Source organism: Ruegeria sp. THAF57 (assembly GCF_903914075.1).
Lineage (GTDB): Bacteria > Pseudomonadota > Alphaproteobacteria > Rhodobacterales > Rhodobacteraceae > Ruegeria.
On sequence record NZ_CAIWNQ010000007.1, the window covers coordinates 118,065 to 131,514 of the forward strand.

The window sequence follows — 13,450 nt, forward strand, 5'->3', positions numbered from 1 at the left end:
TGTAGGGCAGTTGCTTTGAAAAGGGAATTGCGCAATAAGCAGCCTGCGGCAATGTTTGCGATAACATTGCCGCGAAGCCAAAAGACGACGTGAGGAGAGCAAGACCAATGCGACGCCTGAGAAGTGTAAAGATCGTGGCGACGCTGGGACCGGCGTCCAACGATTATGATACCATTCGTGCCCTGCACGAGGCGGGGGCAGATGTATTCCGCCTGAACATGAGCCATGGCAGTCATGATGAAATTCGCGAACGTCACCAGATCATTCGGCAGGTAGAGAAGGATCTGGACAGTCCGATTGCGATCCTTGCGGACCTTCAGGGCCCGAAACTGCGCGTGGGTGTCTTTGCCAACGATGCAGAAGAACTGGTTGAGGGTGCAGTCTTCCGGCTGGACCTTGATCCCAAGCCCGGGGATGTCAGCCGCGTTTGTTTGCCACACCCCGAGATTTTTGCCGCGCTGGAGCCAGGCGCGCGTCTTTTGGTGAATGATGGCAAGATCCGTCTGGTCGTGCAGGATTGTGGGCAGGACTTCGCCAACTGTTCTGTCGAAGTGGGCGGGACGATTTCAAATCGTAAGGGTGTGAACGTACCCGACGTCGTGCTGCCGCTTGCAGCACTGTCGGCGAAGGACCGTGACGATCTGGAATTTGTCTGCCAACTGGGTGTCGACTGGCTGGCGCTGAGCTTTGTGCAGCGCGCGAAGGACGTGTTTGAGGCTCGCGCATTGGCTGATGGTCGCGCGTCTATCTTGTCCAAGATCGAAAAACCGGCAGCGGTTGAAGCATTTGACGATATCCTTGATGCGTCTGACGGTATCATGGTCGCGCGGGGTGATCTGGGCGTCGAGCTGCCGGTGTCAGCCGTGCCGCCGATCCAAAAACGTCTGGTTCGGAAATGCCGTGGTGCGGCCAAGCCGGTAATTGTGGCGACGCAAATGCTGGAGAGCATGATCGAAAGCCCAATGCCAACGCGCGCCGAGGTGTCGGACGTGGCCACCGCAATTTACGAGGGCACCGACGCTATCATGCTCAGCGCTGAATCCGCTGCGGGCTCTTACCCGATTGAGGCGGTTCAGACGATGAATAAAGTCGCCATCGAGGTTGAGGCAGACCCAACTTATTCTCAGATCATCGCGTCTTCACGCTCGGCCAAGGGCACGTCTGTGGCCGACGGCATTGTTGCCGCCGCGCGAGAGATCGCGGAAAAAACTGAAATCAAGGCGATCTGCTGCTTTACACAAAGTGGAACGACCGCCTTGCTGACCGCGCGCGAGCGTCCGGCCGTTCCGATCCTTGCGTTGACTCCGGCCACGGGTACGGCCCGCCGCCTGTGCCTGACCTGGGGGTGTCATTGCGTGATGACGCCCGAGCTTGAGCGGTTCAAGGGCGCCGTGGTGAATGCAGCTCGAGCCGCCCGTTCCGGGGGGTTTGCAGCCGAAGCGGACCAGATCGTTGTCACGGCGGGTGTGCCCTTCAACGTGCCGGGTACGACCAACATCTTGCGTATCGCGCCCTGCGACGAGCGGTTGATTTACAACACTGATCCGGGTTGAACCAAGCGGGAGCGATCCCCAGTCAATGCCTGTAGCCTAAAAAATGGGCAAAAAAAGTATATATAAAGCAACAGTATATCTAAATGGAGGGTGAGTCTTTCAGTTTCCCCTCTATTTTTTGGTGTTTTTCTTGGATACTGATCCGCAAGGGCGGTCTACTCAGTAAGTTCCAGGTTCCGGCTGCCCGGCCGGGGGCACGGGCCCCGGTATAATCAACAAAATCGGAGGAACGTCATGACAACCAAAATTGTCATTGGACTGGACGGGACAGAAACCGGAGAGCGTGCGATCGCTTTTGCCAAGGATTTGGCTGAACGGATCGGAACGTGTGAGTTGCTGGTGGTTTACGTTATCGAATGGTCCCCTTTCACTTTCCAAACACCTGAAGAAAACGCGTTGCGGCACAAGCGGCGCGAAGAAGAGGTCGACTTGGCGACGACGCGGATCGTAAGCCCGGCCGTGGATGCGCTGACCGCTGCCGGATTTACGGCGCATGGCATCGTGCGTCACGGCGATGTGGCAGAAACGCTGAATGCAATCACAGTTGAAAATGGCGGGACGCAGATCATCGTTGGCCGCGCGTCGGCCGATGGGTTCAAGAAACGGCTGTTTGGCAGTTCAACGCAGAATCTAGTGATGCATGCCGATGTTCCGGTCACTGTAGTGAATTGAGGGGGTGACGATTATGAACATGTTGAAACACTTGGGTCTGGCCATAGCTGCCATGTTCCTTGCAAGCCCCGCGCTGGCGCAAGATGCACCGGGGCTGGACGAAAAAATCAATCAGGCTTTCGCCGATTTCACCGGGCCGTTTGTCAGCTTTATCTTCGCGCCCTTCCCGGGCACGGGATTCCCTTGGATCGTGGGATGGCTGGTCGTCGCGGCAACAGTCTTCACGCTGTATTTTGCCTTTGTTCAGCTTCGGTTCTTTGGTCATTCAATCAGCCTGGTCAAAGGCGACTATTCCGACCCTAACGACGCGGGTGAAGTCAGCCACTTTCAGGCGCTGGCGACGGCTCTGTCCGGGACGGTTGGTCTTGGTAACATCGCTGGTGTGGCGGTGGCTGTCGGGATCGGCGGGCCGGGTGCCACATTCTGGATGATCGTTGCGGGCCTTTTGGGTATGGCGTCGAAATTCACCGAATGTACGCTGGGCGTCAAATACCGCAATGAATACGAGGACGGCACGGTTTCCGGTGGTCCGATGTATTACATGTCCAAGGGCTTTGCCGAACTGGGTCTGCCCGGTGGTAAAATCCTTGCGGTTCTGTTCTCGATCTTCTGTATCCTTGGTGCGCTGGGCGGTGGCAACATGTTCCAGGCCAATCAGGCGCATCAGCAGATCGCGGGCATCGTCGGCGACTATCCGGGGTGGATCACAGGTCTGGTCTTTGCGGGTATCGTGTTTGCCGTGATCGTCGGTGGCTTGAAATCCATCGCGCGTGTGACTGAGAAGGTCGTACCGTTCATGGGCGTCATGTATGTATTGGCCGCGCTGGTCATCATCATCATGCACGCAGATCAGATCGGATGGGCCTTTGGTCAAATCTTCGCGGGTGCCTTTACAGGTCTTGGCGTTGCTGGCGGTATGGTCGGCGCGCTGATCCAGGGCTTCCGTCGTGCGGCGTTCTCGAACGAAGCGGGCGTTGGTTCTGCGGCGATTGCGCACTCGGCGGTGCGGACGAAAGAGCCGATCACCGAGGGCTTTGTGTCCCTGCTGGAGCCGTTCATCGACACCGTTGTGATCTGTACGATGACCGCGCTGGTGATCATCATCACCCAGCAGCTGATCATTGATCCGGCAACCGGCAACTACATGCTGAACGAAGCGGGCAACGCCATTGCGACGGTCGATGGAAACTCGGGCGTCAGCCTGACCTCGGCAGCCTTTGCCAGCGCCTTTGGATGGTTCCCCTATGTGTTGGCCATCGCGGTGGTTCTGTTTGCCTTCTCGACCATGATCAGTTGGTCCTACTATGGCCTCAAGGCCTGGACCTACCTGTTTGGCGAAGGTCACACCAAAGAGCTGATCTTCAAGATCATCTTCTGCGTTTTCGTGGTGATCGGTGCGGCGGCCAACCTTGGCCCGGTCATCGACTTCTCGGATGCGGCGATCTTTGCGATGGCGGTTGTGAACGTCTTTGCGCTCTACTTCCTGATGAAAGTGGTGCGCGAGGAACTGGCCAGCTACGCGGCCCGGTTGAAGAGCGGCGAAATCCGCAAATTCGGCCATTAAGTCTTTCTACCGGGGCGGCGCGTGTCGCCCCGGTACCTGACCGCCCTGCGAAAAGCGCAGATTCTGGTCAAAACCCCCTTGCCAGTATGATCGAACTTGCGTAAACGGCGCTTCTGATCGCGTGACCGGCCGGATGGCATGCCGAGTCGCGTTTTGTACCGAACCCGAAAAAGGAGACGGAAATGCCTAAGATGAAGACCAAGTCGAGCGCCAAGAAGCGCTTTAAGGTGACTGCGACCGGTAAGGTCCTTGCTGGCCAGGCCGGCAAACGGCACGGCATGATCAAGCGGACCAAAAAGTTCATCCGCGACGCCCGTGGCAACACCACCCTGTCCGCCCCCGACGCCAAGATCGTCAAGGGCTACATGCCCTACGACCGCTAAGAGGAGATTAAGAGATGTCCCGCGTTAAAGGTGGAACCGTAACTCACGCCCGTCACAAGAAGGTCATCAAGGCCGCCAAAGGTTACTATGGCCGCCGCAAGAGCACCTTCAAGGTTGCCCGCCAGGCCGTCGACAAGGCCAACCAGTATGCAACCCGCGACCGCAAGAACCGCAAGCGCAACTTCCGCGCGCTGTGGATCCAGCGTATCAACGCTGCTGTCCGTTCGCATGACGAGGCTCTGACATATTCCCGCTTCATCAACGGCCTGAACCTGGCCGGTATCGAAGTGGACCGCAAAGTTCTGGCTGATCTGGCCGTGCACGAACCGGAAGCGTTCGGCGCGATCGTCGCCAAAGCTCAGGCTGCCCTGGCTGCCTGATCCTCTGAAAAGAGACAGTGAAAGAAAGGCCGTCCTGTTTGGGGCGGCTTTTTTGTTGGTGGAGTGATCGTCCTCGTTTCTTCCTTAAACATGCTTCAAGTCTAGTTTCAGTTTTGATAAGCGGAAACCATGAAAAGTATCGAATTGATATATGGAGTTGAGCAGATCAACCTTGAGAAGCTTAGTTCTTCCATCCAAAACGAATATTGGGGGGAGACGTTGACGAAAGACCAAGTTCTCGCATCTTTTCAGCATTCATCTTGCGTCTCTGCCTTTCTTGGGGGTGATCAAATAGGCTTTGCTCGGGCAGTGTCTGACCGCGTGACCTGTTCACATATTAAGGATTTTCTAGTCTTTGCGGAACATCGCGGAAGGGGTGTAGGAAGATTGCTATTGCATGGTTTGCTGGACCACCCCGAACTAAAGGCCGTCAAAAGCTGGTATCTGGGGACAAAAGATGCACACGACTTTTATAGACCGTTTGGTTTCAAAGACTCTCCGGACGGAATAAATATGTTCTTGCATCGTAATTGACTGCCGTCACCTTGGGCTGTGGGTTGGGCAGTTTATTTCGTTTCATCCTTCTTCACCAACTGAGCCGCAAACGACACTCCGGTTCCCGGACCGGCATAGGTCACCATGATCACGTCATCCAGATAGACTCCGTTGAATATCCCCGAAGAAACGTCATCGCCGGAAATCCCCGCCTCGGCCAGAACAAAGCGGGTGGGATCGTCGAGCGCAAAGGTGCCCATCGCCTCTTCAACGATCCAGTCTTTGTCTCCGATCCGTCGCCAGCGATTGGTGGCGGTGATCAGGTTGCCGTCCAGCTTGGTGATCTCCAACTCCATCTCGGTCTTCAACAGGCCCTTGGCATGGTTCGGGTTCGATTTGGCAAACCCCACCAGATAGGTGCCGTGCCATGTGCCGACAATCTGCGGAAAGCCGCTGCCTTGTTCTGCAAAAGCGGGTGCGGTGAAAGCAAGAATGAGTACGGCAAAAAAGGCGCGGAACATCGGAGTATCTCCTGTCTAGAATAAAGGCAGGCTATCCGAGTTGCGTGTTTTGGCAAGATTTTGTTCGGGCACAAAAAAACCGGCGCGAAAGTACGCCGGTTTTCATTTTTCGAAGACTTAGCCGAACACACGCCCCAGCGCACCGTCGACGGCATCGGTGATTTGGTCGATATCGTCCGCTGTCGCGATCAGCGCGGGCGAGAAGCACAGCGTGTTGTTCTTGCCCGGCACCGAGCGGTTGGTCACGCCGATGATCACGCCCTGCGCCATACAGTCGGCCACAACAGCCTGTGCCAGTTTCTCATTCACAGGCTCACGGGTGGACCGGTCCGAGACCAGCTCGGCCCCAAGGAACAGCCCCTTGCCGCGCACGTCGCCGATGACCTTGTGCTTCTCCATCAGCTCCTGAAGGTTGCCCATCATGCGCGCGCCCATGTCGGTGCAGTTTTGCAGCAGGTTCTCATCCTCGATGATCCGCATGTTCTCGATCGCCGCAGCCGGACCTGCAGTGCAGCCGCCGAAGGTTGAGATATCGCGGAAATAGTTCATCGGGTCGTCCGCATTGTCCTTGAACATGTCAAAGATTTCCTCGGTCGTGACCATGCATGCAATCGCCGCATAGCCCGAGGCGACGCCCTTGGCCATGGTCACGAAATCAGGCTTCACCCCGTATTGCTGATAGCCGAACCAAGTGCCGGTGCGGCCGACACCACAGACGACCTCATCAATATGCAGAAGGATGTCGTATTTGTCGCAAATCTCCTGCACGCGCTGCCAATAGCCCTCGGGGGCCTCAATCACGCCGCCACCCGCGGTCACAGGCTCAAGGCACAGGGCGCCCACGGTGTCGGGGCCTTCACGCAGGATGACTTCTTCGATTTGATCAGCCGCCCATTCGCCGAAATTCTCTTCGGGGGCTCCGTCCAGCTCATGCTTGCGATATTCCATGCAATGCGGGACGCGCACGAAATCGGGTGCGAATGGGCCGTATTGCGCGTTGCGCTCGTCCTGACCGCCCGCCGACATCGCCGCCAGAGTTGATCCGTGATAATCGCGGTCGCGATACAGGATCTTGGTCTTCTTGCCGCCGTATTTCTTGTGGGCGATCTGGCGAACCATTTTAAAGGCTTTCTCATTCGCCTCTGAGCCCGAGTTCATATAGTAGACACGGCTCATCCCCGGCATTTTGCTGATAAGCTTTTCCGCAAAGATCGAGCCCGGAATGGACCCGGCCGAGTTTGCGAAATAGCACAGCTTCATCAACTGGTCATAGACAGCCTTGCAGATCGATTCGCGGCCATAGCCCACGTTCACAGTCCAGACCCCGCCCGAGACAGCATCCAGATGTTCCTTGCCGTTTTGATCCCAGACGCGCATGCCTTTGCCTTCGACGATGATGCGCGGGTCGTTGGTTTCAAAGGGTTTATGCTGGATCAGGTGATGCCAGATATGGGCGCGGTCTGCCTCGACCACGCGGGAAAGATCGTTTTCGTTGAACGTGCCGTCCATGACATGTCCTTTCAGAATTTCTTGGGTGCGCAGGATGCCGGAGCTTAATCCCGGCCCGTGTGTTTTAGATGGCTCAGATCACCGCGAAAGACCATCGGTAGATAGGGCCAGATTGCATCATCGCATATTGCCAGTCCAGACCTGCGCCGTATTTCTACGGGTTTGTCAGCCGGGCAACTTTGTGATCAAGTCGCGCGATCAGACAAAGGGAGGGGAAACCGATGACTGACGCCAACATTTATGAACGTCATCTGGATCAATGCCGCGCGAACCATACGCCGCTGTCACCGCTCAGTTTCCTTGAGCGGACGGCGCAGGTTTATCCCGATTACCCGTCCGTCGTGTACGGCGAACGCAGATATACCTGGGCCGATACATATATCCGGTGTCGGCGTCTGGCGGGGGCACTTGCTGCGCGTGGTATTGGAAAAGGCGACACGGTCTCGATCATCGCCGCCAATATCCCCGAGATGTACGAGGCGCATTTTGGTGTCCCGATGACCGGCGCGGTGTTGAACGCGATCAACACACGGCTGGATGCGCCGATCATTGCCTTCATCCTCAACCACGCTGAATCCAAGATATTGCTTGTCGACCCAGAGTTTTCGAGCGCGGTGAAAGAGGCATTGCAGCAGGTCGATCACGATCTGCTAGTCATCGATATTGAAGATGCCAGTTTTGATGGCGGAGAAAAGCTAGGGTCCCTGACCTACGAAGCGCTTCTGTCCGAGGGCGAACCAGACCATTCTTGGTCTTTGCCGGATGACGAGTGGGATGCGATTACTTTGAACTATACCTCGGGCACGACAGGCAATCCCAAGGGCGTTGTGTATCATCACCGAGGTGCCGCGCTGAATGCGCAGTCGGACCTGTTGGACTGGGACATGCCCAAACACTCGGTCTATCTATGGACCTTGCCGATGTTCCACTGCAATGGCTGGTGTTTTCCATGGGCGATGGCGGCGAATGCCGGGGTGTCGGTCTGTCTGCGCGCCGTGCGGGATGAGCCTATCTATGCGGCCTTCCGGGATGAGAAGGTCACGCATTTCTGTGGCGCGCCGATTGTTCTGAACATGCTGGCCAATGCGCCAGATCACCTCAAGGATTTCGATCACCAGATCAAGGTGATGACCGCAGGTGCCCCGCCGCCCGCCGCCGTGATCGCCAATATGGAGGGGATGGGTATCGAGGTCACCCATGTATACGGCCTGACCGAAACCTACGGCCCATCGGTTGTCTGCGCATGGAAGGACGAATGGAATGACAAACCCGCCGATGAGCGCGCCGCGCTGAAGGTCCGGCAGGGCGTGCGCTATACAGCTTTGTCCGGTCTGATGGTTGCCGATCCCGAAACGCTGGAACCTGTGCTTGCCGATGGCGAAACGATGGGTGAGATCTTCATGCAGGGCAATGTGGTGATGAAAGGGTATCTCAAAAACCCGGATGCCACGGACAAGGCGTTCAAAGGCGGGTGGTTTGCCTCGGGCGATCTTGGGGTCATGCACCCGGACGGCTATGTCGCGCTGAAGGATCGGTCCAAAGACATCATCATTTCGGGCGGCGAGAATATCTCATCCGTCGAGGTCGAGGACATTCTTTACAAACACCCCGCCGTGATGGAGGCCGCAGTCGTTGCCCGCCCGGACGAGAAATGGGGCGAAACGCCCTGCGCCTTTGTCGAGCTGAAGCCGGATGCGCAGGCAACAGACGCCGAGATCATCGCCTTCTGCCGGGATAATATGGCGCATTTCAAAGCGCCCAAGACGGTGGTGTTTGGTCCATTGCCCAAGACATCAACCGGAAAGATTCAGAAATTCAAACTGCGGGATCAAGCACGGGAACTGGGCTAGCGCCCCATCCTGTCAAAGATTGACAGGTCCAGCGCAAGCATCTCGCCCATCCAGATTGCACGGTCTCGATGATCCTCAAGATGCTGGCCGGTTTCGGGGTGGGTGAAGATGGTCAGCCCCTGCCGGTTCAGCATCAGCCAAGGGATGACCTGATCAAAGGCGTCTGCGGCGAAGGCCAACTGGCAACTCCAACACGGATGGGGTCCGACGTTCTTTGTGTGCATCCGACCCATCTCAACCGGGAACAGGCGCGCGGCGTCTTCACAGAGCTGCTGGGCGGTCTCTTGCGTATTGGCGTCGAAATAGACATGGGCGTGATAGCCGGTGATCTCGGGCATCTGGGCCTCCATCATTAGGTGTGATGAACGTAGGCCTGCGCCGCCCGGATGCCTATGGCCATGTGCACACAGACCCTGTGCAGCAGGTCAGGCGGGTACATGCCGGTCGGGGTGGGCATCTGCAAAGGCGGGGTGTACCGCGCAGACGGCCTCGACGCTCAGAATGTGGGGCAGGTCGGTCAGATCAACGCCCCAGCGACGCGCGTTATACATCTGCGGCATCAGGCATAGATCGGCCAGACCTGGTTGCGGCCCGGTGCAATAAGGGACCTGTTCGAATCCGCCCAAAAGCGCCTCGAACGCCAACAGGCCGGGGCGGATGAAGTGGCGCATCCAATCGTCCGGCATCCCTTCGGCATTTCCGCTCAGTTCTGTTGCATGGCGCGCGACCGAAAGGTTGCAGACCGGGTGCAAGTCGATGGCGATGGAATGCGCCAGCGCAAGTGCCCGAGCGCGCGCGGCGGGTTCCGCCGGCAGCAGGCCCATGCCGCGCGTCTGATCCAGATAGTCAATTATTGCCAGTGATTGTGTTAGCCGTTGGCCGTCAATCTCGAGGACCGGCACCAGACCCTGTGGATTGCGCGCCAGATGATCGCCGGATTTGTGATCGCCTGCGACCAGATCAATGGAAACCGGCTGATAGGCGATCCCGGCCAGATTTAACGCGATCCGCACGCGGTAGCTGGCTGAAGACCGCCAGTAATCATACAAAACCGCGTTCATTCGGACCTCCTGCCCAGTGTCAGTTGTCTTGGAGTCTGGCCGCTTTCAAAGCTTGGGACAACACTTCGGCATCTCCAATGTGATTGGCCAGAACCAAAACCAGCCGCGCATTCAGGGCGTCACTTTCGGCCCTGTCCAAGCCTTCGTGGGCGGTCAACAGTCCTGCATAGAAATCGTCGGCGCTGTCCAGATTGGGGGTGAGGATCAAATCGGTCATTTCGCTTACTCCTTACCGGTTGCTCGGCGGATTGCCTGGCGGAAAGCGTTTTCTTCGAAGTTGTCGCGCCGGGCCGCGACATGCTGGTCCGGACGGATCAAGTAGACGGCGCTGGTTGCGTCACCCAGATATCGCCGTTTCAAGTCCAGCGTCGGATCATCCTTTACCGACAACGCAAGCCGCTTGGCCACGACGCCGTCTTCTTCCAGGCTGTCCGGTGCGTCGGCATCAATCGTCAGCAGGGTGAACTTGCCCGCAAGCTTCGGCAACAGGAACGCATCGCCCAGCGGTGCATCCGGACAGGCCGAGCCGGGCCGTGTGATGTCAGGCCCGTTCAGGGCATCGGCCGAGTTCAGGGAGGACCCCGTATAGGTGCATGGGGCGCTCAGACGTCCGGAGTTTACCAGCGGACGGGCAAAGTCATAGTGTTCGCTGAGGTCCAGAACCGCATCTCGCAACAGGCGCGACATCTCGGACTTGGGCGTGATGAAATCGGTTGAGCGCGTGGACATGCTGATATTCTCATCCGCCGCCTGCACGCGTTCGCGGCTGTAGCTGTCCAGCAGCAATTCAGGTGCCTGCCCGTCGATCACCAGCTTCAGTTTCCAGCACAGGTTGTCCGTGTCCTGAATGCCGGAATTTGCACCACGCGCACCAAACGGACTGACCTGATGGGCGCTGTCCCCGGCAAAGAGGACACGACCATAGCGGAAACGCTCCATCCGGCGGCATTGGAAGGTATAGATAGACACCCATTCCAGATCGAACTCAACATCTTCACCCAGCATTTGTTTGAGGCGCGGGATTACGTTTTCGGGCCGTTTCTCACGCTCTTTGTCGATGTCCCATCCCAATTGCAGGTCGATACGCCAAACATTGTCGGGCTGTTTGTGCAGCAATGCAGACTGGCCGCGATTGAAGGGCGGGTCGAACCAGAACCAGCGTTCGGTCGGAAAATCGGCCTCCATCACCACATCGGCGATCAGGAAGTTGTCCTCGAACACACGCCCGTCAAAGTCCAGCCCCAGCATCCGGCGGGTCGGAGAATGCGCGCCGTCACAGGCGACCAGCCAGTCGGCTTCGACATTGTACGGACCTTCCGGCGTTTCAACCTCAAGCTTGACGTGATCGTCATGCGTGCCGATGGCCTCGACCTTGTTGCGGCCACGTATTTCCACGGGCGCGCCCTCAGCCTGAAGCGCACGGATGCGATCGACCAATATGCGCTCCAGATGATATTGCTGAAGGTTGATGAAGGCAGGGTTGCCATAGCCTTTTTCGGGCTGAAGGTTGAATTCGTAGACCTTGCGGTTATCAAAGAACACTTTACCTGCGTCCCACTGGACGCCGGTATCAACCATGGGTTTTCCGCCGCCCAAGCGATCGGCAATGTCCAGCGTGCGCTGCGAGAAACAGATGGCCCGGCTGCCAAAACTAACCTTGTCGTTTTCGTCCAGCACCACGACCTCAACCCCTCGTTGCGCAAGGTCGATTGCCGCGGTAAGCCCGATGGGTCCGGCCCCGATGACGATTACCTTGTGGCGCACCGGGGTAGACGCATCCTGATCGGGGCTGCGGTCATAGGCGTAAAGCGGCGTTTCGAAAATCTTGTTCATGGGTTCTCCCCCGATGCTTTAGCGCGATTGGCGCAAAACTCTAGGCCCCTGGGCATAGCCATGCCGGAGGTCATACACGATGATTTCACCGATTTTTCCGGTGCAAAACGATCTGGATCAAATGCGACGGTATGTCCCTAGCCCTGCAATGCCTCCCACATTTCAAGATCGCGCTGCGCGGTCCAGATGCGTGGGGTATCGATGCCGCGTGCCTCGTCATAGGCGCGGGCGACGTTGAATGGCAGGCAATGCTCATAGATCGCATAGTCCGAGAATTTGGGATCGCATTCGGCGCGAACGGCATCCCACGCTTCTTTCAAGGAACCGCCACGCGCGGCAACCCGGGCCGCCGGACGATAGGTGCTTTCCACAAAGTCGCGTGTGTTTTCGATGGCAGCGTTCACCATGCTTTTGCCCACCAGCGCGTCCCCGCGACCCGGCGCGATTGCGTCGACATCGAACCACTTGATTTCGTCCAGCGTGTCGCCCCAATCGCTGAAATGACCATCGCCGCAGTAGCAGGCCGAGTGATATTCGACGATGTCACCGGTGAACATAACATTCTGATCGGGCACGTGGATCACGATATCGCCTGCCGTGTGCGCGCGGCCCAGATGCATCAGATCAACCCGGCGGTCGCCCAGATAGACAGTCATCGTGTCGCTGAAGGTGGAGGTGGGCCATGTCAGGCCGGGGATGCTTTCGTGTCCTTCGAACAGGCGGGGGAAGCGTTGGAATTCGCTGTCCCAGTCTTCCTGCCCGCGTTCCACGACCATGGCGCGAGCCATGTCGGACATAATGATCTGTTGTGCACCAAAGGCGCTGGCACCCAGCACCCTGACAGCGTGATAGTGGGTCAGCGCGACATGGGTAATGGGTTTGTCCGTAACCGAACGCACGCATTCGATGACCTTGTTTGCCAGACGCGGCGTTGCCTGTGCCTCGACAATCATCACGCTGTCGTCGCCGATGATGACACCAGAATTCGGATCCCCTTCGGCGGTGAAGGCGTATAGGCCTTCGCCTACCTCAGTAAACGAGATGTTCTTTTCAGACATGTCCCCTTGGGACGCGAAAGCTTTTGCCATCGTTCAACCTTTTATTTCGTAGTCGATTTGCAGTATGCCGCCCGGCTGTTTCGTAACGTCCAGCAGCGTCAGATCGTGCTGTTTTCCGGGGGCAAAACAGGGCAGTCCCTGACCAAGCAGGGTTGGCATGACAAAAACACGAAGCGTGTCGAACATTCCGGCGTCAATCGCTGCGCGCTGTGTTTTGCCACCGCCAAGAATCCAGACCTTCTTATGCCCGGCTTCCAAAATGGCAGTTTTCAGGGACTCTATGCTGCCCGCAGCGGCGATATGCGCGCCTTTGATCTTGGTCTGCCGGGTCATCACATAGGCGGGCCGTTCGCCATATGGCCAGCCCCATCCAAGAACCTGATCATAAGTCGCGCGACCGATGATCAGCGCGTCGATGGACGATATGAATTCTCCGTAGCCCCCGTCGCCCCCGTCCGAGGCCAGGGCTTCGTTGAACGGGTTCAGCCAATCAACACTGCCGTCGGGATCAGCGATGAATCCGTCCAGGCTCATCGCGATGTATCCGACATACGAGGGGTTCGCCGTCATG

At 57.5% G+C, this 13,450-nt stretch carries 15 protein-coding genes; 7 read left to right on the top strand and 8 right to left on the bottom strand.

Annotation, left to right across the window (positions count from 1 at the left end):
• Positions 1 to 107 precede the first annotated feature (107 nt).
• From pyk to RUESEDTHA_RS16150, 6 genes are all read left to right on the top strand, one after another.
• Positions 108 to 1,553, top strand: coding sequence for a pyruvate kinase (pyk, locus tag RUESEDTHA_RS16125; protein WP_180887749.1), 1,446 nt, complete (start codon positions 108 to 110; stop codon positions 1,551 to 1,553).
• A gap of 234 nt (positions 1,554 to 1,787) precedes the next feature.
• Positions 1,788 to 2,225, top strand: coding sequence for a universal stress protein (locus tag RUESEDTHA_RS16130; protein WP_180887750.1), 438 nt, complete (start codon positions 1,788 to 1,790; stop codon positions 2,223 to 2,225).
• A 13-nt stretch (positions 2,226 to 2,238) separates the two neighbouring features.
• The gene (locus tag RUESEDTHA_RS16135; RefSeq protein WP_180887751.1) at positions 2,239 to 3,789 is read left to right on the top strand and encodes a sodium:alanine symporter family protein; all 1,551 of its coding nucleotides are present in this window, start codon (positions 2,239 to 2,241) and stop codon (positions 3,787 to 3,789) included.
• A 182-nt stretch (positions 3,790 to 3,971) separates the two neighbouring features.
• On the top strand, positions 3,972 to 4,172 hold the full coding sequence (gene rpmI / locus RUESEDTHA_RS16140) for a 50S ribosomal protein L35 (RefSeq protein WP_010443552.1): 201 nt from the start codon (positions 3,972 to 3,974) through the stop codon (positions 4,170 to 4,172).
• A 14-nt stretch (positions 4,173 to 4,186) separates the two neighbouring features.
• The gene (gene rplT, locus RUESEDTHA_RS16145; protein ID WP_008756009.1) at positions 4,187 to 4,552 is read left to right on the top strand and encodes a 50S ribosomal protein L20; all 366 of its coding nucleotides are present in this window, start codon (positions 4,187 to 4,189) and stop codon (positions 4,550 to 4,552) included.
• A 129-nt stretch (positions 4,553 to 4,681) separates the two neighbouring features.
• Positions 4,682 to 5,086: a GNAT family N-acetyltransferase gene (locus RUESEDTHA_RS16150; protein WP_180887752.1), complete on the top strand. Its 405-nt coding sequence runs from the start codon at positions 4,682 to 4,684 to the stop codon at positions 5,084 to 5,086.
• Between the two features lie 32 nt (positions 5,087 to 5,118).
• Here RUESEDTHA_RS16150 and RUESEDTHA_RS16155 read toward each other — a convergent pair whose 3' ends face one another.
• Positions 5,119 to 5,568, bottom strand: coding sequence for a hypothetical protein (locus RUESEDTHA_RS16155; RefSeq protein WP_180887753.1), 450 nt, complete (start codon positions 5,566 to 5,568; stop codon positions 5,119 to 5,121).
• A 117-nt stretch (positions 5,569 to 5,685) separates the two neighbouring features.
• Positions 5,686 to 7,077 carry an aspartate aminotransferase family protein gene (locus RUESEDTHA_RS16160; protein WP_180887754.1) on the bottom strand — a complete coding sequence of 464 codons (1,392 nt, stop codon included), beginning with the start codon at positions 7,075 to 7,077 and terminating at the stop codon, positions 5,686 to 5,688.
• 221 nt (positions 7,078 to 7,298) lie between these two features.
• On the opposite strand from RUESEDTHA_RS16160, the gene RUESEDTHA_RS16165 reads away from it, so the two are divergent.
• Positions 7,299 to 8,927 carry an acyl-CoA synthetase gene (locus tag RUESEDTHA_RS16165; RefSeq protein WP_180887755.1) on the top strand — a complete coding sequence of 543 codons (1,629 nt, stop codon included), beginning with the start codon at positions 7,299 to 7,301 and terminating at the stop codon, positions 8,925 to 8,927.
• On the opposite strand, the gene RUESEDTHA_RS16170 is transcribed toward RUESEDTHA_RS16165, so the two are convergent.
• The 6 genes from RUESEDTHA_RS16170 to RUESEDTHA_RS16195 form a co-directional block, all read right to left on the bottom strand.
• Positions 8,924 to 9,265 carry a DOPA 4,5-dioxygenase family protein gene (locus tag RUESEDTHA_RS16170; RefSeq protein ID WP_180887756.1) on the bottom strand — a complete coding sequence of 114 codons (342 nt, stop codon included), beginning with the start codon at positions 9,263 to 9,265 and terminating at the stop codon, positions 8,924 to 8,926. The two genes, RUESEDTHA_RS16165 and RUESEDTHA_RS16170, sit on opposite strands and share 4 nt — an antisense overlap.
• Positions 9,266 to 9,352: 87 nt before the next feature.
• Positions 9,353 to 9,988 carry a maleylacetoacetate isomerase gene (maiA, locus tag RUESEDTHA_RS16175; protein WP_180887757.1) on the bottom strand — a complete coding sequence of 212 codons (636 nt, stop codon included), beginning with the start codon at positions 9,986 to 9,988 and terminating at the stop codon, positions 9,353 to 9,355.
• A gap of 19 nt (positions 9,989 to 10,007) precedes the next feature.
• Positions 10,008 to 10,205, bottom strand: a complete 198-nt coding sequence (locus tag RUESEDTHA_RS16180) for a DUF2783 domain-containing protein (protein ID WP_180887758.1) — start codon at positions 10,203 to 10,205, stop codon at positions 10,008 to 10,010.
• A gap of 5 nt (positions 10,206 to 10,210) precedes the next feature.
• Positions 10,211 to 11,821 carry an FAD-dependent oxidoreductase gene (locus RUESEDTHA_RS16185; protein WP_180887759.1) on the bottom strand — a complete coding sequence of 537 codons (1,611 nt, stop codon included), beginning with the start codon at positions 11,819 to 11,821 and terminating at the stop codon, positions 10,211 to 10,213.
• Positions 11,822 to 11,958: 137 nt separating this feature from the next.
• Complete coding sequence (locus tag RUESEDTHA_RS16190; protein ID WP_180887760.1) at positions 11,959 to 12,909, bottom strand: MBL fold metallo-hydrolase; 951 nt, start codon at positions 12,907 to 12,909, stop codon at positions 11,959 to 11,961.
• A 3-nt stretch (positions 12,910 to 12,912) separates the two neighbouring features.
• Positions 12,913 to 13,449: a dihydrofolate reductase family protein gene (locus RUESEDTHA_RS16195; RefSeq protein ID WP_180887761.1), complete on the bottom strand. Its 537-nt coding sequence runs from the start codon at positions 13,447 to 13,449 to the stop codon at positions 12,913 to 12,915.
• Position 13,450 lies beyond the last annotated feature (1 nt).